Source organism: Bradyrhizobium sp. LTSP885 (assembly GCF_000938305.1).
In the GTDB taxonomy this organism is placed as follows: Bacteria; Pseudomonadota; Alphaproteobacteria; order Rhizobiales; family Xanthobacteraceae; genus Bradyrhizobium.
Genome location: NZ_JYMT01000015.1, coordinates 150712 through 170706, shown reverse-complemented (window position 1 = coordinate 170706; position 19995 = coordinate 150712). Strand labels below are relative to the sequence as shown.

21 protein-coding genes are annotated in these 19995 nt (G+C 65.1%); 9 read left to right on the top strand and 12 right to left on the bottom strand.

Going from position 1 to position 19995, the window contains the following annotated elements; translation table 11 throughout:
* Window positions 1-22 precede the first annotated feature (22 nt).
* Together UP09_RS10155 and hslV are read right to left on the bottom strand one after the other, a co-directional pair.
* Window positions 23-508 (bottom strand): GNAT family N-acetyltransferase, encoded by a 486-nt coding sequence (locus UP09_RS10155; RefSeq protein WP_044537998.1) that lies wholly within the window; start codon window positions 506-508, stop codon window positions 23-25.
* 2 nt (window positions 509-510) lie between these two features.
* Window positions 511-1068 (bottom strand): ATP-dependent protease subunit HslV, encoded by a 558-nt coding sequence (gene hslV / locus UP09_RS10150; protein WP_044537997.1) that lies wholly within the window; start codon window positions 1066-1068, stop codon window positions 511-513.
* 242 nt (window positions 1069-1310) lie between these two features.
* Between hslV and hisB the strand changes: the two genes are divergently transcribed.
* From hisB to coaA, 7 genes are all read left to right on the top strand, one after another.
* On the top strand, window positions 1311-1904 hold the full coding sequence (gene hisB / locus UP09_RS10145) for an imidazoleglycerol-phosphate dehydratase HisB (RefSeq protein ID WP_044537996.1): 594 nt from the start codon (window positions 1311-1313) through the stop codon (window positions 1902-1904).
* Window positions 1905-1931: 27 nt separating this feature from the next.
* Entirely contained in the window at window positions 1932-2462 is a 531-nt protein-coding gene (locus UP09_RS10140; protein ID WP_044537995.1) for a DUF2628 domain-containing protein, read from the top strand.
* Window positions 2459-3109 (top strand): imidazole glycerol phosphate synthase subunit HisH, encoded by a 651-nt coding sequence (hisH, locus tag UP09_RS10135; protein WP_044537994.1) that lies wholly within the window; start codon window positions 2459-2461, stop codon window positions 3107-3109. The genes UP09_RS10140 and hisH overlap by 4 nt, the downstream gene beginning before the upstream one ends.
* A complete protein-coding gene (hisA, locus tag UP09_RS10130) occupies window positions 3106-3837 on the top strand; it encodes a 1-(5-phosphoribosyl)-5-[(5-phosphoribosylamino)methylideneamino]imidazole-4-carboxamide isomerase (RefSeq protein ID WP_044538022.1) in 732 nt (243 codons plus the stop codon). The genes hisH and hisA overlap by 4 nt, the downstream gene beginning before the upstream one ends.
* 9 nt (window positions 3838-3846) lie before the next feature.
* Complete coding sequence (gene hisF / locus UP09_RS10125; RefSeq protein WP_044537993.1) at window positions 3847-4623, top strand: imidazole glycerol phosphate synthase subunit HisF; 777 nt, start codon at window positions 3847-3849, stop codon at window positions 4621-4623.
* Window positions 4624-4720: 97 nt separating this feature from the next.
* Window positions 4721-5041: a phosphoribosyl-ATP diphosphatase gene (locus UP09_RS10120; protein WP_044537992.1), complete on the top strand. Its 321-nt coding sequence runs from the start codon at window positions 4721-4723 to the stop codon at window positions 5039-5041.
* Window positions 5042-5092: 51 nt separating this feature from the next.
* On the top strand, window positions 5093-6049 hold the full coding sequence (coaA, locus tag UP09_RS10115; RefSeq protein WP_044537991.1) for a type I pantothenate kinase: 957 nt from the start codon (window positions 5093-5095) through the stop codon (window positions 6047-6049).
* Window positions 6050-6066: 17 nt separating this feature from the next.
* Here the strand turns inward: coaA and UP09_RS10110 are convergent, their stop codons facing one another.
* The 7 genes from UP09_RS10110 to rsmI all read right to left on the bottom strand — a co-directional run bounded on the left by UP09_RS10110 (window position 6067) and on the right by rsmI (window position 14118).
* Window positions 6067-8316 (bottom strand): response regulator, encoded by a 2250-nt coding sequence (locus UP09_RS10110; protein ID WP_044537990.1) that lies wholly within the window; start codon window positions 8314-8316, stop codon window positions 6067-6069.
* Window positions 8317-8430: 114 nt separating this feature from the next.
* The gene (locus UP09_RS10105) at window positions 8431-8898 is read right to left on the bottom strand and encodes a hypothetical protein (protein ID WP_044537989.1); all 468 of its coding nucleotides are present in this window, start codon (window positions 8896-8898) and stop codon (window positions 8431-8433) included.
* Between the two features lie 117 nt (window positions 8899-9015).
* Window positions 9016-10554, bottom strand: coding sequence for a YifB family Mg chelatase-like AAA ATPase (locus UP09_RS10100; protein WP_044537988.1), 1539 nt, complete (start codon window positions 10552-10554; stop codon window positions 9016-9018).
* A 107-nt stretch (window positions 10555-10661) separates the two neighbouring features.
* Complete coding sequence (locus tag UP09_RS10095) at window positions 10662-11633, bottom strand: MBL fold metallo-hydrolase (protein WP_044537987.1); 972 nt, start codon at window positions 11631-11633, stop codon at window positions 10662-10664.
* A 180-nt stretch (window positions 11634-11813) separates the two neighbouring features.
* On the bottom strand, window positions 11814-12761 hold the full coding sequence (gene gshB, locus UP09_RS10090; protein ID WP_044537986.1) for a glutathione synthase: 948 nt from the start codon (window positions 12759-12761) through the stop codon (window positions 11814-11816).
* Window positions 12762-12794: 33 nt separating this feature from the next.
* Complete coding sequence (locus UP09_RS10085; protein WP_044537985.1) at window positions 12795-13178, bottom strand: YraN family protein; 384 nt, start codon at window positions 13176-13178, stop codon at window positions 12795-12797.
* Window positions 13165-14118 (bottom strand): 16S rRNA (cytidine(1402)-2'-O)-methyltransferase, encoded by a 954-nt coding sequence (gene rsmI, locus UP09_RS10080; protein WP_044537984.1) that lies wholly within the window; start codon window positions 14116-14118, stop codon window positions 13165-13167. The genes UP09_RS10085 and rsmI overlap by 14 nt, the downstream gene beginning before the upstream one ends.
* Window positions 14119-14342: 224 nt before the next feature.
* On the opposite strand from rsmI, the gene UP09_RS10075 reads away from it, so the two are divergent.
* Window positions 14343-15542 carry a penicillin-binding protein activator gene (locus tag UP09_RS10075; RefSeq protein ID WP_044537983.1) on the top strand — a complete coding sequence of 400 codons (1200 nt, stop codon included), beginning with the start codon at window positions 14343-14345 and terminating at the stop codon, window positions 15540-15542.
* A gap of 510 nt (window positions 15543-16052) precedes the next feature.
* Here UP09_RS10075 and hemW read toward each other — a convergent pair.
* From hemW to rph, 3 genes are read right to left on the bottom strand one after another with little or no spacing between them, the layout of a single operon-like run.
* Complete coding sequence (gene hemW, locus UP09_RS10070; protein ID WP_044537982.1) at window positions 16053-17210, bottom strand: radical SAM family heme chaperone HemW; 1158 nt, start codon at window positions 17208-17210, stop codon at window positions 16053-16055.
* Window positions 17197-17832 (bottom strand): RdgB/HAM1 family non-canonical purine NTP pyrophosphatase, encoded by a 636-nt coding sequence (gene rdgB / locus UP09_RS10065; RefSeq protein ID WP_044537981.1) that lies wholly within the window; start codon window positions 17830-17832, stop codon window positions 17197-17199. Before rdgB ends, hemW begins: the two co-directional genes overlap by 14 nt.
* An 11-nt stretch (window positions 17833-17843) precedes the next feature.
* A complete protein-coding gene (gene rph / locus UP09_RS10060; RefSeq protein WP_044537980.1) occupies window positions 17844-18557 on the bottom strand; it encodes a ribonuclease PH in 714 nt (237 codons plus the stop codon).
* Between the two features lie 258 nt (window positions 18558-18815).
* On the opposite strand from rph, the gene hrcA reads away from it, so the two are divergent.
* Window positions 18816-19904: a heat-inducible transcriptional repressor HrcA gene (hrcA, locus tag UP09_RS10055; protein ID WP_044537979.1), complete on the top strand. Its 1089-nt coding sequence runs from the start codon at window positions 18816-18818 to the stop codon at window positions 19902-19904.
* The last annotated feature ends 91 nt before the right edge of the window (window positions 19905-19995 follow it).

Here is a 19995-nt window from a genome sequence, read left to right as displayed (position 1 = left end):
TTCCGCGCCTGCGACTTTGGAGTCAGGTCTCGCGGATCATCAGCAGTGCCGCTCCGTCAGGCGTGTCGACCATGTGCGCCTTCCGGAAGCCCGCTTTCTCATAGGCGCGCACCGCGCGCCCGTTGGTCGGATCGGGGTCAGTGACGACGCGCGGTGCGGTTTGCGCCAGCCGCTCGTCGACGAAGGCGCGGACCAGCGCTGCGCCGTGGCCGTGCTCGACCATGCCGGGGTCGCCGATGAACAGATCGATGCCGCGCGTGCCCTCTGGTTGGCTGCCGAAGCCTGAATCCCACGCGGTCACGTCGTAGCACTGGATGTAGCCGAAATCGCCGTCCGCTGTCGCGACGATGAACTGGTCCATTGCCGGCGCATCGAGGTCGCCGCTGACCAGCGCATATTGCTCGGCCGGATCGCCCCACCACTCCCGGACATGCGGCAGCGCCAGCCACCGCCTGATCTGCGGCAGGTCGGCTGATGTCATCGGGCGGAAGCGGTAGGGGCCGGCCATATTCAGCCGCCCAGCGATTCGATCGTGACGTTCCGGTTGGTGTAGACGCAGATGTCGGCCGCGATATCGAGCGCGCGGCGCACGATGGTTTCGGCGTCCTTGTCGGTGTCGATCAGCGCGCGGGCCGCCGCGAGCGCATAATTGCCGCCCGAGCCGATTGCGATCACGCCGGACTCAGGCTCCAGCACGTCGCCGGTGCCGGTCAGCACCAGGGAAACATCCTTGTCGGCGACGATCATCATCGCCTCCAGCCGCCGCAGATAGCGGTCGGTGCGCCAATTCTTGGCGAGTTCGACGGCCGCCCGGGTCAACTGCCCCGGATATTGCTCCAGCTTGCTTTCGAGACGCTCGAACAGGGTGAAGGCGTCGGCGGTGGCGCCGGCAAAGCCGCCGATCACGTCTCCCTTGCCGATCCGGCGGACCTTCTTGGCGTTGGATTTGATCACGGTCTGGCCGATCGAGACCTGCCCGTCGCCGCCGATCACCACCCTGCCGCCCTTGCGGACCGTGCAAATCGTGGTGCCATGCCAGACCGGGAGCTCATTTTGGGATGCTTGCATAGATGACCTCTCTTCCGGGCTGATTTAGGCGGTCAGGCAGGGGGTTACAATCGGGCCATTCGAAGCGTTTTCGGTCCGGCACTTGATCCGGGATGGGGAAGAAAGCGCCTCTTGAGGAAATGGGCACGAATTCCGGTCACCATGGCCCGAAGTTGGGGCATTTCGGCGTCATCCCGCAGTAGCGAAGGTGACATCAGCCTGTTAAAAGGCCCACGTTTTCGGCACGGGAAAGCTTAATCTTCATGCGCACCGCAACCATCAAGCGCAAGACCAAGGAGACCGACATCGAGGTGACGGTCAACCTCGACGGAGCAGGCGTATCCACGGTTTCGACCGGGATCGGCTTCTTCGACCATATGCTCGACCTCCTGGCCCGGCATTCGCGCATCGACATCACCGTGAAAGCGGATGGCGATCTCCATGTCGATTACCACCACACCACCGAAGACGTCGGGATCGCGCTCGGGCAAGCCGTGAAACAGGCGCTCGGCAATATGGCCGGCATCACCCGCTACGCCTCGATCCACATGCCGATGGACGAGACGCTGTCGCGCGTCGTGATCGACATCTCGGGCCGCCCGGTGCTGGTGTTCAAGGTCGAATTCCCGCGCGACAAGATCGGCGAATTCGACACCGAACTGGTGCGCGAATGGTTCAACGCGTTCGCGATGAACGCAGGCGTGACTCTCCACGTCGAGACCCTATATGGCGATAACAGCCATCATATCGCCGAATCCTGTTTCAAGGGTTTGGCGAGGGCGCTCCGCACGGCGATCGCGATCGATCCGCGCAACGCGGGCGAGGTGCCCTCGACAAAAGGCCAGCTCGGCGGCTGACCTTTCTTCTTTTCGGCGGAGCTTCCAATGCCGGTCTACACAGTGCATGCCCCCGTGGCTGATAGCGCCGATCTTGCGGCGACGGACAAGTTCGCCTTCGTGCGCGACGGCTTCCATTTCTGGGCCGCGGTCGCGAGCGTGTTCTGGCTTGCCTGGCATCGGCTCTGGCTGGCGCTGATCGGCTGGATCGTTCTGACCTTTGTCGTCGACTTCGGACTGGCCAAGCTCGGCGTCGGGGCGGGCGCGATCTTTTCCGTCGACCTGGTGCTGGCGCTGCTGATGGGGTTCGAGGCCGCGAGCCTGCAACGCTGGACGCTGTCGCGACGCAAATGGCGCCAGCTCGACGTCGTCGTGGCCGACGATGAGGAGGCAGCCGAGCGCCGCTTCTTCGAACGCTGGACGGCGCGCCATCGCGGCGTCGTCAACGACCAACGATCGATCGATCGCGGCGCGCCGCCCCCGACCCGAAATGTTCCGGGCCAGCCGTTCTCAAAAGCCCCGCCGCTGCCGCAAGGCGGCATTATTGGATTGTTTCCAGAGCCAGGAGGATCGCGATGAGCGTTGCCATCATCGACTACGGCTCCGGCAATCTGCATTCGGCGGCAAAGGCCTTCGAGCGCGCCACGCGCGGCACGCACGATCCGCAGAAGATCATCGTGACGCGTGATCCCGACACGGTGTATCGCGCCGATCGCATCGTGCTGCCCGGCGTCGGCGCTTTCGCCGATTGCCGCCGTGGTGTCGACGCGGTCGATGGCCTGCTGGAGGCGCTCACCGAGGCTGTTAGGGTCAAGGCGCGGCCGTTCCTGGGCATCTGCGTCGGCATGCAGCTGATGGCGACGCGCGGCAAGGAGCACGTCACGACCGAAGGGTTCAACTGGATCGCCGGCGACGTCGAGAAGATCGAGCCGCGGGAAGAAAACCTGAAGGTGCCCCATATGGGCTGGAACACGCTCGATATGGTTCGCGAGCACCCGGTGCTGGAGCGGCTGCCGCTTGGGCCGAAGGGCCGCCACGCCTATTTCGTGCACTCCTATCACCTCAATGCCGCCAACGAGGCCGACGTGCTGGCAACCGCCGACTATGGCGGACCGGTGACCGCGATCGTCGGCAAGGACACAGCGATCGGCACCCAGTTTCACCCCGAGAAGAGCCAGCGTTTTGGATTGGCCCTGATCTCGAACTTCTTGAAGTGGAAGCCGTGATCCTCTTTCCCGCGGTAGACCTGAAGAACGGCCAGTGCGTGCGCCTGGAGCAGGGCGACATGGCGCGCGCCACCGTGTTCAATCTCGATCCGGCGGCGCAGGCCCGTGCCTTCGCCGCGCAGGGATTCGAATATCTCCACGTCGTCGATCTGGACGGTGCGTTCGCCGGCAAGCCGATGAACGCCCAGGCGGTGGAGGCGATGCTGAAGGCCGTCACCATGCCGGTGCAGCTCGGCGGCGGCATCCGCGATCTCAAGACGATCGAAGCCTGGCTCGGCAAGGGCATCACGCGCGTGATCATCGGCACCGCGGCGGTGCGCGATCCCGAGCTCGTGAAGGGCGCGGCGAAGCAGTTCCCCGGCCGTGTCGCTGTGGGTCTCGATGCGCGCGACGGCAAGGTCGCGGTCGAAGGCTGGGCCGAAACGTCGCAAGTCACCGCGCTCGACATCGCGCAGCGCTTCGAGGATGCCGGCGTCGCTGCGATCATCTTTACCGACATCGCCCGCGACGGCCTGCTCAAGGGCCTCAACCTCGACGCGACGATTGCGCTGGCCGAGCGTATCTCGATTCCCGTCATCGCTTCCGGCGGCTTTGCGTCGATTGAGGATGTGAAGGCGCTGCTCGAGCCGCGCGCGAAAAAGCTCGCCGGCGCCATCGTCGGTCGCGCGCTCTATGACGGTAGGCTTGATCCCGCCGCCGCCCTTCAACTGATCCGCAACGCAGCCTAGGAGACCAGTATGTTCAAGGTTCGCGTGATCCCCTGTCTCGACGTCAAAGACGGGCGCGTGGTCAAGGGCGTCAATTTCGTCGACCTGCGCGACGCCGGCGATCCGGTCGAGGCGGCGATCGCCTATGACGCCGCCGGTGCCGACGAGCTCACCTTCCTCGACATCACCGCCACCCATGAAAACCGCGGCACCATTCTGGACGTGGTGCGGCGGACGGCGGAAGCCTGCTTCATGCCGCTGACCGTCGGCGGCGGCGTCCGCACCGTCGACGATATCAAGACCCTGCTGCGCTACGGCGCCGACAAGGTCTCGATCAATTCCGCGGCGGTCAGCCGGCGCGAATTCGTCAAGGAAGCGGCCGAGAAATTCGGCGAGCAATGCATCGTGGTCGCGATCGACGCCAAGCGGGTCAAGCGCGGCGGCGGCGGGGAGCGCTGGGAGATCTTCACCCATGGCGGCCGCAATTCGACCGGGATCGACGCTATCGAATATGCCCAGGAAGTGGTCGCGCTCGGCGCCGGCGAAATCCTGCTGACCTCGATGGACCGGGACGGCACCCGGCAAGGCTTTGACCTGCCGTTGACCCGGGCGATCGCTGACAGTGTTCCCGTACCGGTCATTGCGTCCGGCGGCGTCGGCAATCTGGATCACCTGGTCGACGGCGTCCGCGAGGGCCACGCCACGGGTGTGCTGGCCGCCTCGATCTTCCACTTCGGGGAATTTACCATCCGCCAAGCCAAGGATCACATGGTGCGCGCCGGGTTGCCGATGCGCCTTGATCCCTAGAGTCCATACCACTTGGGACTCCTTGTCACAAAAATGCTAAGCCCCATCTTGGGGATGGCACCCGGGCGGTGCCGGCGCATGTGCTTGAGTTGAGTTGATGTCGCGTTTCACGATTCACGATCTGGCCGCCACCATCGATGCCCGCGCTGCCGCGGGCGGGGAGGCGTCCTATACCCGGAAGCTGCTCGACAAAGGCGCGGAGCACTGCGCCAAGAAGCTGGGCGAGGAAGCGGTCGAAACCGTGATCGCCGCGGTCGAGAATGACCGCGATCACCTCATCGCCGAGAGCGCCGATCTGGTGTTTCACCTGCTGGTTCTGTTGAAGTCACGTGACGTGAAGCTGGAAGACGTCGAGGCGGCGCTGGAGAAGCGCACGTCGATGTCCGGACTGGAAGAGAAAGCATCGCGCAAAGGTTAACTAGCAAGGGTAACTAGCGCGCACGATCGAGCGCATTGAGAGGGCCGCCTCATGGACATCCGGGCACCAGATCAGCAATACAACCCCTACCGCGTCTTCACGCGCCAGCAATGGTCGCATCTGCGCGACGACACACCGATGACGCTGGAGCCGGGCGAGTTCGACCGCCTGCGTTCGATGCACGACCGCCTCGACTTGCAGGAGGTCGAGGACATCTATCTGCCGCTGTCGCGGCTGTTGTCGATCTATGTCGATTCGACCCAGCGGCTCTATTACGCGCAACGCCAGTTCCTGGCGATCCGCGACCGCAAGATGCCCTACATCATCGGTGTAGCCGGCTCGGTCGCTGTCGGCAAATCCACCACCGCTCGCGTGTTGCAGGCCCTTCTGGCGCGCTGGTCGCCGCGGCCGAAGGTCGACCTGATCACGACGGACGGCTTCCTGTTTCCGAATGCCGTGCTCGACCGGCAGGGCATCATGCAGAAGAAGGGCTTTCCGGAAAGCTACGATCTGCCGACGCTGCTGTCGTTCCTCAGCGACATCAAGGCGGGACGGCGTCGTGTGCGCGCGCCGGTCTATTCGCATCTCACCTACGACATCGTGCCGAACAAATCGGTTGAGATCGACCAGCCCGACATCCTGATCGTCGAAGGCGTCAATGTGCTGCAGACCGGACGGCTGCCGCGCGACGGCAAGGCGGTCCCGTTCGTCTCCGACTTCTTCGACTGCTCGGTCTACATCGACGCCGACGAATCCGCGTTGCGGCAGTGGTACATCAAGCGCTTCCTGGCGTTGCGCGACACCGCGTTCACCGATCCCAGGTCCTATTTCCATCGCTATGCGCTGCTGTCGGACGAGGAAGCGACTGCGACCGCGATCGCGATCTGGGAACGCACCAACCTCGCCAATCTCGAGGACAACATCCTGCCGACCCGGCCGCGCGCGACGCTGATCCTGAAAAAGGGCGCCGACCACGTGGTGCAATCGGTCGCGCTGCGGCGGCTGTAGCCCTCGCTGCTTCGGGCCTACGCCGCGATGTGCCGCGATGCGGCCAGGCCCGCGAGCGCTTCTTCCAGCTTTTCGCGATCGAGCGGCTTGATCAGGAAGCCGTCCATACCGGCTTCGAAGCAGGCATAGCGGTCCTCCACCAGCGTGTTGGCGGTCAGCGCGAGGATCGGCGTCTGACGGCCGGACTGGCCGGCCTCGAGCGCGCGGATCTGCTTGGTGGTTTCGATGCCGTTGAGCCGCGGCATCTGGATGTCCATCAGCACGAGATCATAGGGAGCGCCGGCGGACTTCGCCGACTGCCAGGACTCCATGGCCTGTTCACCGTTGGTGGTGATGACTGCATGATGGCCCAGCCGCGCGAGCAGCGAGCGCATCAGGAGCGCATTGATCTCATTGTCTTCGGCGACCAGGATCGAGAGCGCCGTGTTCTTCGGCGTGGCTTCAGGTGCTGTGGGCGCAGGCTCGGCCAGCGCCTCGATCGCGAGACTTGGGGCCGCGATTTCGGGCGCCGCGGTCAGACGTGCGGCGAGCGAGGACGCCCGCAGCGGCTTGACCAGATATCCGGTGAAGGTCGGCGTTTCGGACGCCAGGAGGTCCTGCCGCGTTGCCGGCGTGAACATCACGATCCGGTGGGTCGCGTGGGTGCGGGCGGCATTGGCCAGCGTCTCCATCGCCGACGTGCCGAGCGCATGGTCGATCAGGACCGCGTGCCAGGTCCGCTCCGGCAGCAACGCCTTGGCCACCTCGGTGTCCGCCACCATGCAGGTCTGCGCGCCCCAGCGCTGCAGCCGACGCGAGATCAGCGAGGTCTCGATGCTCTGCGGCGCGACCAGCATGATCGACTGGCCGGAGAGGTCGGGCGCGGTGAAGCTGTTGGCGTTGCCGGTGTCGGCGGCGGTGAGCGGGATCGAGACTTCGAAGGTCGATCCTGAGCCGGGCGTGCTCGCGAGCGCGATCCGCCCGCCCATCCGTTTGACGATGCGGTCGCTGATCGAGAGGCCGAGGCCGGTGCCGCCATAGCTGCGTGCGATGCGCTCGTCGGCCTGCTCGAACTCGCGGAAAATCCGCTGCTGGGCTTCCGGCGCGATGCCGATCCCGGTGTCTCGGACCAGGAAGCTGATCTCGTTCGGCCAGATGCCGGGCTCGACGATCAGCGCAACGCCGCCGGTTGCGGTGAACTTGATGGCATTGCCGGCGAGATTGAGCAGCACCTGCCGCAGCCGCGCGGCGTCGCCGGCCACTTGCATCGGCAGCCGTTCGTCGACATAGGCGGCGATCTCGATGCCCTTGGCCTGCGCGCGCGGCGCCAGCAACTCGGTGACGTCCTCGATCAGGCCTGATAGCGCGAAGGCGCGGTGCTCGAGGTCGATCTTGCCGGCCTCGATCTTGGAATAGTCGAGCAGCTCCTCGATCAGCGACAGCAGTGCGTCGCCGGATGTCTTGACCGCCTTGACGTACGTCGTCTGCTCAGGCGTCAGCGATGTATCCATCAACAGTCCGCTCATGCCGATGATGCCGTTCAGCGGCGTGCGGATTTCGTGGCTGGCCATCGCGAGGAAGCGCGACTTGGCGCGGTTGGCGGCGTTGGCCTGATCGCGCGCTTCGGCCACCGCGCGCTCGCTCTCGGTGCGGTCGGTGACGTCGTGGCCGACGCTCTGCATCTCGGCCGGGCCGCCGGCGTCGTTGCGGACGAGTCCCTCGCGCCAGGCGATCCAGCGCGGCCCTTGCGGTCCCTCGATTTTCTGGTCGTGGACGCGCATGCCGTTGGCGTCGAGCGCGGTGTCGCCCTGTTCGAGGACCTTCAGCACGGCGTTGCTGCCGATCAGATCGTCGCATGGAACCTGCGCCAGCTCGCAATAGGCGTCGTTGGCATAGGTGATGCGGCCCTCGGCGTCGCGCAGCACGATCAGGTCGCCCTGCGCTTCGAACAGGTTGCGGACACGCTGCTCCGCCTCCTGCAGTTCCCAGTTGCGGTCCGCCATCGCTTCATTGTGCGTGGCGATCGTGCGCAGCTTCGTGCGCATCAGCCGCAAACGGATGCCCAATGTCACGATCCAGAGACAGGCGAGCGCGAACAGGAAACTGACCCCGATCGCGAAGAGATTGGGGTCGTACTGATTTCTCTGCGAAAGAGCGCCTGTAATGAATCCAAAGGCGCCGCCGAACGCGGCGGAGAAAATCATGAAGGATCGGATGATCAACGTGATCCAGGGATGGCGCCGCAGCAAACGACGAAAGCGCAACTTGATCCGGAAGAAACGCCCCATCAATGGTGGCCCTGAGATAGCTTGATCTGCCCACGACGATGCGTCGTCCACCTTGCAAAGTGCTTGAGGTTGATGACCGTTTGGCGCGGCGCTGAGAACAGGGTTAGCGAACGGTTAAAGCGCCGCCGCTTCGAGGCGGCGATGTCCGCCACGGGCGCTGACGATCAGGGCCGCGGCCTCGCGGACCGAAAAGGTCTTCGACTGCACGAAGACGCGGTAGTCGAACGGGCCGTCATGCGAAAGGTAGATCACGGGATCGGTTGCGGACGGAGCGCCGGAAATCGCGATCAGTTGTGGCACGGCGTTGCTCTCGCAGGCGCCGGCTTCGTTGTCGTCGACATCGTCGATCACGGTGAAGTCCGCGGCCTCGGCGCTGTCGGTGACTTGCACCCTGACGGTGGCAAGGCGGGGATCGTCGGTGAAGCTGACGTGAAGCTGGGCTTGCCAGGGCATCGACGCGATCTGCATCGCAGACCCGCCAACCTCGATGCACGGCCGGGGGCCGGGCAGGAACTCGGCGCGGGCAAACACCGCGGCCACGGCGAGAGGGACCACCGAGGCCAGAACCTTGAAACGCAACATGACGCTACTCGCTCGACCCAAACCCCGCGCATCGCCGGGCTTATGGTTTGCGGAGCGTAAACAAAACTCGTTACCATCGCGTTGACGCGGAATGAGTCCGGCACGAAACGGGACAGATCAGGCGGCGCGGCGCAGATCGTCGGCCAACGCGCGATAGGACAGCGCCTCGGCCAGGTGCAGTCGCCCGATCTTCTCCGCGCCGTCCAGATCGGCAAGCGTACGTGCGACCCGCAACACGCGATGATAGCCGCGCGCGGTGAGATGCATGCTCTCGGCAGCTTCACGCAGCAATTTCTGGCCCTGAGCATCCGGTTGCGCGATGGTTTCGAGCAGCGCGCTCGGGGCTTCGGCGTTGGTGCGAATATGCGGCATGCCCGCCGCGGCGTAACGCGCGAGCTGGATGTCGCGCGCGGCCGCGACGCGGGCGGCGACCTCGGCCGATCCTTCCGACGGCGGCGGGAGGATCAAATCGGCCGCGGTCACGGCCGGCACCTCGATCCGCAGGTCGATACGATCCATCAGCGGGCCCGAGATCCGCATCTGATAGTCGCCGGTGCAGCGGTCGATCGGTCCGCGCTTGCAGGAATAGCCGGGCTCATAGGCACGGCCGCAGCGGCACGGGTTCATCGCGGCGATCAGCATGAAGCGCGCCGGATAGGTGACGCGATGGTTGGCTCTGCTCACCGCGACCTCGCCGTTCTCCAGCGGTTGGCGCAGCGAATCCAGCACCCGCGGATCGAATTCCGGCAACTCGTCGAGGAAGAGCACGCCCTGATGCGCGAGCGAGATCTCGCCCGGCTTGGCGCGCATGCCGCCGCCGGTCAGCGCGGCCATGCTGGCGGAATGATGCGGGCTGCGGAACGGCCGCCGCGCGGTCAACGCGCCGTCGCGGATTTCGCCGGCGACAGAACCGATCATCGAGACCTCGAGCAATTCCGACGGCGACAGCGGCGGCAGGATCGAGGGCAGGCGCGCCGCCAGCATCGACTTGCCGGCGCCGGGCGAGCCGATCATCAGCAGATGATGTCCGCCGGCGGCCGCGATCTCGAGCGCGCGTTTTGCACTCTCCTGGCCCTTGATGTCGCGGAGGTCCAGGAGCGTCTCTTCGCGCTCATGCACCTTCGGCGAGGGGCGCGACAGAACCTGCGTGCCCTTGAAGTGGTTGGCGATCTGGATCAGCGACTGCGCCGCGATGATCTGGATGTCGGGGCTGGCCCACGCGGCCTCCGAGCCGCAGGCCGCCGGGCAGATCAGCCCCTCGTCACGCGAATTGGCGCCGATCGCCGCCGGCAGCACGCCCGCGACCGGTGCGATCGAGCCGTCGAGCCCGAGCTCGCCAAGCACAGTGAAGCCGCTGAGGGCATCCGGCGGGATCGCCCCGATCGCCGCCATCAGCCCGAGCGCGATCGGCAGGTCGTAATGGCTGCCCTCCTTGGGCAGGTCGGCCGGGGCAAGGTTGACGATGATCCGGCGGGCGGGCAACGCCAGCCCCGAGGCGATCAGCGCCGAACGAACCCGCTCCCGCGCCTCCGACACCGCCTTGTCGGGTAGTCCGACGATGGCAAAGGCCGGCAATCCGGGCGCGACCTGCACCTGCACATCGACCGCGCGGGCCTCAATTCCCTCGAAAGCGACGGTGGAAACGCGCTGGACCATGCTGCCCCTATCTTCCCCGTCAGAAGGTAGCGGAACCGGGTCCGAAGCGCAAGAACATTACGGGAACAGTCGGGGGCGACATGCGCCGCCCCCGAACGTCGATTCCGTTACAGCGTCATCTGCATCGGCTCGGGATAGTAATGGAACCCCTCGCCGGTCTTGGCGACATGGCCGTAGCCGGGCCAGGCGAAGTGGTAGGACATGATCGGCGTCTTGTTGGCCGCCAGCATGGTCAGCATCTTCACCCGCGACTGCGCCGCCTGCTTCGGATCGGTGTCGTAGGAGAATTCCATCAGCGGCTTTTCGAGCAGCAGCACCGCATGATGGGTGAGATCGCCGAGGAAGGCGAAGGATTTGCCGGCTGATGTCACCATGAACATGTGGTGGCCCACGGTGTGGCCGGGGGCCGCCATCGCCTGCACGCCGGGCAGGAATTCCTGGCCGTCCTTGAAGAACACCAGGCGGTCGCGCACCGGCAGCAGGTTCTTGCGGGCGTGAACCACGAAATCCTTCAGCGGGCTGCCAAGCTTGCCTTCATCAGTCCAGAAATCGAAATCGCTCTGGGCGATGTAGTATTGCGCGTTCGGGAACAGCGGCTTGTCGCCGGCGTCGACGATGCCGCCGATGTGGTCGATATGCGCGTGCGACAACACCACGGCGTCGATGTCATCAGGCTTGATGCCGGCTTCCGCCATGCTCTTCTGCTGCCGGCCCGTGGTTGGCCCAAACGCCTTCGAGGTGCCCATGCCGGTATCGAACAGGATCAACTTGTCGCCGGTGTTCACGATCGGCGAGTTCTGCTCGAGCACGACATTGTCGGGATTGAGGAAGTTATCGGAGAGCATCTTCCGCACATCTTCATCGGGTATGCCGACAAAGGTGCCCTTGGGCGGACCAAGCGGCAGCGGACCGTCGGACACGACGGTGACCTCAGCGTCGCCGAGAATGAAGCGGTGCCAATAGGGCGTTTGCGTGCCGAGTTTCGGGGCGCGTGCGACGGCGGTGCCGCCGAGCATGGTGCTGGCGCCGAGACCGGCACCGAGCGCAAGCAAGGATCGTCGTGAGACATTGAGCGTCATACGTCTTCCTCCCTGTAGCTTTATGATTTTTGTCGCCTGCGACAATCGGCCGCTATGACCTGACGCAGGCACGAGGATGCTGCGCTCGCCCGCGAAAGCAGGCAAGCAGAATCAGGTCAAAGAGCGCGCGGTAGAATTCTAGATTGACTGCAACCGCGATGCGCACCGCATAAGGAACGCTTATTTTGCAGTGCGCTTGGCCTCGATGGTATCCCAGATCATCGCTGCGACATCCGGGCCGTTGAGCCGCTGGATCGCGCGGATACCCGTCGGAGAGGTGACATTGATCTCGGTGAGATTGCCGTCGATCACGTCGATGCCGACGAACAGCAGCCCACGCTCGCGCAGCGCCGGGCCGAGGGTCGCGCAAATCTCGCGCTCGCGGTCGGACAGCTCGGTCGCCTTGGCGGCGCCGCCGCGCACCATGTTGGAGCGCAGATCATCGGGGGCGGGCACGCGGTTGACGGCGCCGGCGAATTCGCCGTCGACCAGGATGATGCGCTTGTCGCCATGCTTGACCTCGGGAAGGAAGCGCTGGATCACCCATTGCTCTTTGAACGTGACCGAGAACATGTCGAACAGCGAGCCGAAATTCATGTCCTGCGGCATCACGCGGAACACCGCGGCGCCGCCGTGGCCGTGCAATGGTTTCATGACAACGGCGCCATGCTGATCGCGGAACGCGTTGATCTCGTCGAGGTCGCGCGAGATCAGGGTCGGCGGCATCAGCTGCGGGAAATTCATCACGAACAGCTTCTCCGGCGCGTTGCGCACGCTGGCCGGGTCGTTGACGACCAGGGTCTTCGGATGGATGCGTTCGAGGAGATGCGTCGAGGTGATGTATGCGAGATCGAAGGGCGGGTCCTGCCGCAGCAGCACGACGTCGAAGGCATTGAGCGGCTCGCGCTTCGGCTCGCCCAGCGTGAAATGATTGCCGACCTCGTCGCGCACGGTGAGAGACTGCAGTGGCGCCACCAGCTCCTCGCCGCGCAGTGATAGCTTGTCCGGCGTGTAATAGGAAAGGCCGTGGCCGCGCTTCTGCGCCTCGAGCAGCAACGCAAAAGTCGAATCGCCGCGGATGTTGATGCGCGCGATGGGGTCCATCTGGACGGCGACGTTCAATTTCATGGGGCGTGTCCCGGGAGGTCTGGAGGGGTATCTTTAAGTGCTTGCGTCGAATGCCGCTAACAGATGGCGCGGCAGGCTGCGCGGCGCAATCAGAACGGCGTCGAATCTGAGATCAAATTCCGCATGCTCGGGATGCGTCATCAGCCAGACCTGGGCGGCATTGATGATGCGCTGCTGCTGGCGCGGCGTCACCGCATAGGCGGCGTCATCGAGGCTGGCGCGGGCCTTGACCTCGATGAAGGCGATCAGATTGCGCCGGCGCGCCACCAGGTCGATCTCGCCATAGGGCGTACGGAAACGTTTTGCCAGGATGCGATAGCCCTTGGCCATCAGAAAAGCGGCGGCGCGAATCTCGGCGGAGAGGCCGGTGCGAAAGGCTGCGACGCGTTCGGGGGAGGCGTTATCAGTCTTCGCCATCGCCGTCCCCGGTGGCCCTGGCAAGCTCGAGGGCGCGGGCATAGACCTCGCGGCGCGGCCGCCCCGACAGTTCGACCGCATGCGCCACCGCATCCTTGACGCTGCCGCGCGCGAGCGATGTTCGCAGCAGATCGTCCAGCGCTGCCTCACCCATCATTCCGGCATCCTCCGCAGGCGGCCCGACGACGAGCACGAATTCGCCGCGGGTCTCCAGCGTATCTGCGCGCGCCGCTAGTTCGGCGACCGGCGCGCGCTGGACCTCCTCGTGCAGCTTGGTCAGCTCGCGGCAGATCGCGGCGTCGCGCGTGCCCATGATCGCGGCGAGATCGCGTAAGCTGTCCTGAACGCGATTGCCGGATTCGAACATCACGAGCGTCGCATCGATCCTGGCGAGCTCGGTGAGCCGCGCACGCCGCGCATGCTCCTTTGACGGCAAGAACCCTTCGAAGAAGAACCGGTCGGTCGGCAGCGCCGCAACGGACAGCGCGGTCAGGACCGATGACGGTCCGGGCAGCGCGATCACCTGATGCCCGGCGGCGCAGACCTCGCGCACCAGCTTGAAGCCGGGGTCCGATATCAGCGGCGTGCCGGCATCCGAGACGAGCGCGACCGAGGCGCCCTGCGCCAGCCGTTCCAGGATTTTTGGCCGCGCCTGCGCAGCGTTGTGTTCGTGATAGGGCTTCAGCTCGGCCGTGATTGCATAGCGCTCGGTCAGGCGGCGGGTGATCCTTGTGTCCTCGCAGGCGACGACGTCGACGCCGGCCAGCGTCTCCAAGGCGCGCAGGGTGATATCGCCGAGATTGCCGATCGGTGTCGCGACCAGGTGTAGCCCGGGCACAGCTTTTGGCGCGGTCAGCACCTGGCCGGCCACGGAAAAGGTTCGGTCCGCAGGCGGCGTCGTGGCATCGGAGCTGTGGAGGGTGCTGGTTTTTGCGCGCATAATACCAATCTAAAGGGATGGCGGCGCTTTCGCCAACATCCCGACAGGGCCGGTCGAAAGCCCGCTGAAACGCCGAGAATGGCAAGCCCCGGCAACGGCGCCGCAAGGCCATAATCCTTTTGTTTTGGTTAACTATTCGCCGACAATATGCCCAAATCCACCCCCCCTTTATCAGGGCTGGATGGAATCCCGGCCGATCACGGTCGGTCAAGAGAAGAGAGACGATGGCAGGCCCGCATAACCGCAAGTCCCCGCCGTCGGGCGCGACCCGGCGGACAGCGCTTGGCCTCATCATTGGTGCGCCGCTGCTGTCGGCTTGCTCCGGTATCCAGCAGAGTCTGAGCCAGTTTGGCGGTCAGGATGCCGGGCCCGCCGGTCCCCAGCAGCAGCCGCAGGCGGTCGGAACCGGGCAGGTCAAGGTCGGCCTGATCCTGCCGCTGTCGGCGTCCGGCAATGCCGCGGTCGCCGCACAGTCGATGCGGAACGCTGCCGAAATGGCGCTGGCGGAATTCCAGAACCCGAACATCCAGCTCCTGATCAAGGACGATGGCGGCAGCCCGCAGGGCGCGGCGCAGGGCACCCAGCAGGCGCTGTCCGAAGGGGCCGAGATCATTCTGGGGCCGTTGTTTGCCGGCTCGGTGCCGCCCACGGCGCAGCTGACACGCACGCGCGGCACGTCCGTGATCGCATTCTCGACCGATTCGAGCGTGGCTTCGCGCGGCGTGTTTCTTCTGAGCTTTCTGCCGGAATCCGACATCAATCGCATTGTCGATTATGCCGCCGGCACCGGAAAACGCTCGTTTGCGGCGATGGTGCCCGACAATGCCTATGGCAACGTGGTCGAGGCCGCGTTCAAGCAGGCCGTCGGCCGCAAGAACGGACGCGTCGTCGCCTTCGAGAAATACGGCGCCGATCGCGCCACGCCGGCACGCACAGTGGCGCAGGCGCTCGGCTCGGCCGACGCGCTGCTGCTCGCCGATGACGGTGATTCGGTCGTCGCGACCGCGGATGCGCTGACCGCCGCGGGCTCCAACCTGCGCAACATCCAGCTGCTCGGAACCGGGCTGTGGGACAATCCGCGGGTGTTTGCGAGCCCGGTTTTGCAGGGCGGGCTCTATGCCGCGCCCGATCCGGCCGGTTTCCGCAGCTTCGCCAACCGCTACCGCACCAAGTTTGGGGCTGAGCCGGTGCGCACCGCGACGCTTGCCTATGACGCGGTGGCCCTCGTTGCAGCACTCGCGCGCACACAAGGTGCGCAGCGCTTTTCGGCCGAAACCCTGACCAATCCATCCGGATTTGCCGGCATCGACGGCCTGTTCCGCTTTCGCGCTGACGGCACCAACGAGCGCGGCCTTGCGGTCATGAAGGTGGCATCGGGCGGCGGCACGCCGGTCGCCGGCTCGCCGAAGAGTTTTGGAGCGTAGTTCTTTGTCACGCCAGCGAGCGCCGGGGCCCATGACTACGTCCGCCATCCCGGCACTTCGGAGGAACGTATTTCATGCGAATCCTTGTCGCATTCCTGGTTGCCCCATTGCTGCCTGCCATATTGCCAGCTTGGTACATGGCTCAAGCTCCAAATAGAACCGGACCATCGGCATACATTTTCGTTTGCTGTCTGATCTATTTGTTGCAAGGCCTCGTTGGCGTCCCGGCTTTTCTAATTTTTTCCCGGAGAGGAAGTCAGCGGCTCTGGCCCTATTTGTTGATAGGGTTCCTCACAACTGCCGTTCCAGTCGTCGGGAGCCTCGTGACCGCGTCGGATCTGAAAAACAACATCATCGGAACAGTTTTCTTGACCTGGTACTTTGGCCTCCTGGGCACCTTCACAGCCCTGATTTTTTGGCTTGTGGCCAGACCTGACAAAAAGCCGACAAGCACAAGCGCTCAGACTTCAAGCTGAGACACGGCCCAAGGCTTGACGACATGAGAGCTAGCTAGGCAGCCAAATCCGCGACGACGGCGTCGAGCACCGGGAATCCCGACTTGGTCACGCGCAGCCGCCCATCAGGATCGACGGCGATCGCGCCTTCCTCGCGCAGCGTGGCGATCCGGTGCGGATCGAGCTGGCGGCCGGACAGCGCCGCATAGCGCTTGGGATCGATCCCTTCCGCGAGCCGCAGCCCCATCAGCAGGAATTCGTCGGCGCGCTCTTCGCTGTTGAGCGAGTCGTCGGTCATGACACCGTGGCCGCGCTCCTCGACCTTCGATAGCCAGGCCTCGGGGCGCTTGTCCGTCGCGGTCGCGTGCCTGATGCCATCGATATCGAGACGGCCATGCGCGCCCGGTCCGACGCCGGCATATTCATCGCCGCGCCAATAGACGAGGTTGTGCTTGCACTCGGCGCCGGCGCGCGCGTGGTTGGAAATCTCGTAAGCCGGCAATCCCTCGCGCCCACAGACCTCCTGGGTGACGTCGTAGAGCGCGCGCGCCATCGCCTCATCGGGCGTCTTCAGTTTGCCCGCGGCGTGCAGCCCGAAGAACGGCGTGCCTTCCTCGATCGTCAGCTGGTAGAGCGACAAATGCTCGGCCGCCTCCGAGATCGCCTGCTTCAATTCGCCTGCCCACATCTGCGGGGTCTGGTCGGGGCGAGCGTAGATCAGGTCGAAGGAGTAACGGTCGAACGCGGTGCGCGCGATCGCAACCGCATCGAGCGCCTCGCGCGCGGTGTGCAGGCGTCCAAGCGCCTTCAGCGAGCCATCGTCAAGTGCCTGCACGCCGAGCGAGACGCGGTTGACGCCGGCTGCACGATAGCCGCGAAAGCGTGTCGCCTCGACGCTGGTCGGATTGGCCTCGAGCGTGACTTCGACGTCAGGCGCGACCGACCAGTGCTTGCCGATCGCATCGAGCACGGCGCCGACGGTCTGCGGCTGCATCAGCGATGGGGTGCCGCCGCCGAGGAAGATCGAGGAGACTTCGCGCCCCGGCACGCGCGCGGCGGTGGTCTCGATCTCGCGGGCAAAGGCGCGCACGAAGCGATCTTCGTCAATCGGCGCATGCCGGACGTGGCTGTTGAAATCGCAATAAGGGCATTTCGACAGGCAGAACGGCCAGTGCACGTAGACGCCGAAGGCTCTTCGTTCAGCGTGGCTCAAGACAGATCTCCGCGAGCTTGACGAAGGCGCGGGCGCGATGCGACAGGCCGAGCCCGATCGGCGGCAGGCCGTGCTTCTCGATGCTGGTCATCTCGCCGAAGGTACGCCCGTGTCCGTCAGGCAGGAAGGCCGGATCGTAGCCGAAGCCGGCGGTGCCGCGCGGCGGCCAGACCAAGGTTCCATCGACCCGGGCCTCGACCTCTTCGAGATGATCGTCGGGCCAGGCCACGCATAGCGCGGAGACGAAGTGCGCCTTGCGCTTGTCCGGCGTGGTGGCGCCGCGCTCTTGCAGCAGGCGCTCGATCCGGGTCATCGCCGCCATGAAATCTTTGGTTTCGCCGGCCCAGCGCGCCGAATAGATACCGGGTGCGCCGTCGAGCGCGTCGACCACGAGGCCGGAATCGTCGGCAAAGGCGGGCAATCCCACAGCCTTCGCCGCAGCGATCGCCTTGATCGCCGCATTGGCGCGAAAGCTGTCGCCGGTCTCCTCGGGCTCGGCGAGGCCAAGCTCGCCGGCCGACACCGCTTCCACCCCGTGCGGCGCCAGCAGCTCCCGCATCTCGGCGAGCTTGCCGGGATTATGGGTGGCGATCACGAGCTTTCCGGTGATTCGGCGGTGCATGGCCAATCTGACTACGCCACCGCGAGCTTTTGCAAGTCGACCAGACGCGCGACACCTTTGCGCGCCAGCGCCATCAGCGCCAGGAATTCGTCTTGCGAGAACGGCGTCTTCTCGGCGGTGCCCTGCACCTCGATGATGCGGCCGTCACCGGTCATGACGAAATTGGCGTCGGTATCGGCTTCGGAGTCCTCGGCATAATCGAGGTCGAGCACCGGCGTGCCCTTGTAGATGCCGCAGGAGATCGCCGCCACGTTGTCGCGCAGCACGTTGGCCTTCAACATGTTGCGGGTCTTCATCCAGTTGATGCAATCCGCAAGCGCGACCCATGCGCCGGTGATCGAGGCGGTACGGGTGCCGCCATCGGCCTGGATGACGTCGCAATCGACGGTGATCTGGCGTTCGCCCAGCGCTTCCAGGTCGACCGCGGCGCGGAGGGAGCGGCCAATCAGCCGCTGGATTTCGACGGTACGGCCGCCCTGCTTGCCGGCGGACGCCTCGCGGCGGGTGCGTTCCAGCGTGGCGCGCGGCAGCATGCCATATTCGGCGGTGACCCAACCGCGGCCCTGGCCCTTCAGCCACGGCGGCAGCCGTTCCTCCAGCGTGGCGGTCACCAGCACATGGGTGTCGCCGAATTTCACCATGCAGGAGCCCTCGGCATATTTGACGACGCCGCGGTCCAGCGACACGGGACGCAGTTCATCGGGCGCACGGCGGCTTGGCCGCATGGGGAATCCTCCGAAAAATCCGAGAAGGTGCCGGAGCGTGACGACTTGTCTCGAATCGTCATCGCGCTCTAACGTTTTGTTTGAGCACGACCTTTTCGGAAAACCGGTTGCAATTCTTCCGGATCGTGCTCAAGCCGTGCTTGTAGGAGGGGGAACGGGCAGCGGCAAGGGTTTTCGGCCAGGCTATTTGGTCTGAATGCCTGCTTGTCACGGACCTCGCGGATCGACAGATTAGGGGCAATTGTGAGGGAGTAGTGCGTGGCTCACCACGATCCGATCAGCCTGATCACGCCGCATGCGGGGCTTGCCCAGCTCAACGAGCGCTCGCGCGACATTTTTCGTCAAATTGTCGAAAGCTATCTTGCGACCGGCGAGCCCGTCGGCTCGCGCAATATCTCGCGCCTGATTGCGTTGCCGCTGTCGCCGGCGTCGGTCCGCAACGTGATGTCGGATCTCGAGCAGCTCGGCCTGATCTACGCGCCGCATACCTCCGCCGGCCGGTTGCCGACCGAACTCGGCCTGCGCTTCTTCGTCGACGCCCTGATGCAGGTCGGCGACCTCACCGAGGCGGAGCGCCAATCGATCCAGACCCAGCTCGCCTCCGTCGGCCGCGCGCAATCGGTCGAGGCGGCGCTCGGGGAAGCGCTGACCCGGCTGTCGGGGCTGACCCGCGCCGCGGCCGTGGTGTTGACGCCGAAATCGAACGCGCGGCTGAAGCACATCGAATTCGTGCGGCTGGAACCGGAGAAGGCGCTGGTCGTGCTGGTCAGCGAAGACGGCCAGGTCGAAAACCGGGTGTTGGCACTGCCGCCCGGGGTTCCCTCTTCGGCGCTAACGGAAGCGACCAACTTCCTCAACGCGCGGATCCGTGGCCGGACCCTGGCCGAAGCGCGCCTCGAGCTCGAGACCGCCTTGACGCAGAACCGCGCCGAGCTCGACCAGCTGACGCAGAAGGTGGTGGCGGCCGGCATCGCGAGCTGGTCCGGCGGCGAGAACGAAGACCGGCAGCTGATCGTGCGCGGCCACGCCAATTTGCTGGAGGATCTGCATGCGCTCGATGATCTCGAGCGCGTCAAGTCGCTGTTCGATGATCTCGAGACCAAGCGCGGCGTGATCGACCTGCTCGGCCGCGCCGAACGTGGCGAGGGGGTGCGGATTTTCATCGGCTCGGAGAGCAAGCTGTTCTCGCTGTCGGGTTCCTCGACCATCATCGCGCCTTACAGCGATGCCCATGGCCGGATCGTCGGTGTCCTCGGCGTGATCGGCCCGACGCGGCTGAACTATGCCAGGGTGATCCCGACCGTCGATTACGCCGCGCGTATCGTCAGCCAGATCCTGGGCGGCTGACCGGACGGAAGTTGCCTTTCATTTGACGCGTTTTTTCACGCGAGCCGGGGGGCCATCCCGGGTCAAGTTCGGGACAGGCTTTCGCTCGAAA

Excerpts from the sequence above, each read along its gene's own strand:
- UP09_RS10155 (WP_044537998.1), bottom strand. The coding sequence starts at position 508 with ATGGCCGGCCCCTACCGCTTCCGCCCGATGACATCAGCCGACCTGCCG.
- hslV (WP_044537997.1), bottom strand. The coding sequence starts at position 1,068 with ATGCAAGCATCCCAAAATGAGCTCCCGGTCTGGCATGGCACCACGATT.
- hisB (WP_044537996.1), top strand. The coding sequence starts at position 1,311 with ATGCGCACCGCAACCATCAAGCGCAAGACCAAGGAGACCGACATCGAG.
- UP09_RS10140 (WP_044537995.1), top strand. The coding sequence starts at position 1,932 with ATGCCGGTCTACACAGTGCATGCCCCCGTGGCTGATAGCGCCGATCTT.
- hisH (WP_044537994.1), top strand. The coding sequence starts at position 2,459 with ATGAGCGTTGCCATCATCGACTACGGCTCCGGCAATCTGCATTCGGCG.
- hisF (WP_044537993.1), top strand. The coding sequence starts at position 3,847 with ATGTTCAAGGTTCGCGTGATCCCCTGTCTCGACGTCAAAGACGGGCGC.
- UP09_RS10120 (WP_044537992.1), top strand. The coding sequence starts at position 4,721 with ATGTCGCGTTTCACGATTCACGATCTGGCCGCCACCATCGATGCCCGC.
- coaA (WP_044537991.1), top strand. The coding sequence starts at position 5,093 with ATGGACATCCGGGCACCAGATCAGCAATACAACCCCTACCGCGTCTTC.
- UP09_RS10110 (WP_044537990.1), bottom strand. The coding sequence starts at position 8,316 with ATGGGGCGTTTCTTCCGGATCAAGTTGCGCTTTCGTCGTTTGCTGCGG.
- UP09_RS10105 (WP_044537989.1), bottom strand. The coding sequence starts at position 8,898 with ATGTTGCGTTTCAAGGTTCTGGCCTCGGTGGTCCCTCTCGCCGTGGCC.
- UP09_RS10100 (WP_044537988.1), bottom strand. The coding sequence starts at position 10,554 with ATGGTCCAGCGCGTTTCCACCGTCGCTTTCGAGGGAATTGAGGCCCGC.
- UP09_RS10095 (WP_044537987.1), bottom strand. The coding sequence starts at position 11,633 with ATGACGCTCAATGTCTCACGACGATCCTTGCTTGCGCTCGGTGCCGGT.
- gshB (WP_044537986.1), bottom strand. The coding sequence starts at position 12,761 with ATGAAATTGAACGTCGCCGTCCAGATGGACCCCATCGCGCGCATCAAC.
- UP09_RS10085 (WP_044537985.1), bottom strand. The coding sequence starts at position 13,178 with ATGGCGAAGACTGATAACGCCTCCCCCGAACGCGTCGCAGCCTTTCGC.
- rsmI (WP_044537984.1), bottom strand. The coding sequence starts at position 14,118 with ATGCGCGCAAAAACCAGCACCCTCCACAGCTCCGATGCCACGACGCCG.
- UP09_RS10075 (WP_044537983.1), top strand. The coding sequence starts at position 14,343 with ATGGCAGGCCCGCATAACCGCAAGTCCCCGCCGTCGGGCGCGACCCGG.
- rdgB (WP_044537981.1), bottom strand. The coding sequence starts at position 17,832 with ATGCACCGCCGAATCACCGGAAAGCTCGTGATCGCCACCCATAATCCC.
- rph (WP_044537980.1), bottom strand. The coding sequence starts at position 18,557 with ATGCGGCCAAGCCGCCGTGCGCCCGATGAACTGCGTCCCGTGTCGCTG.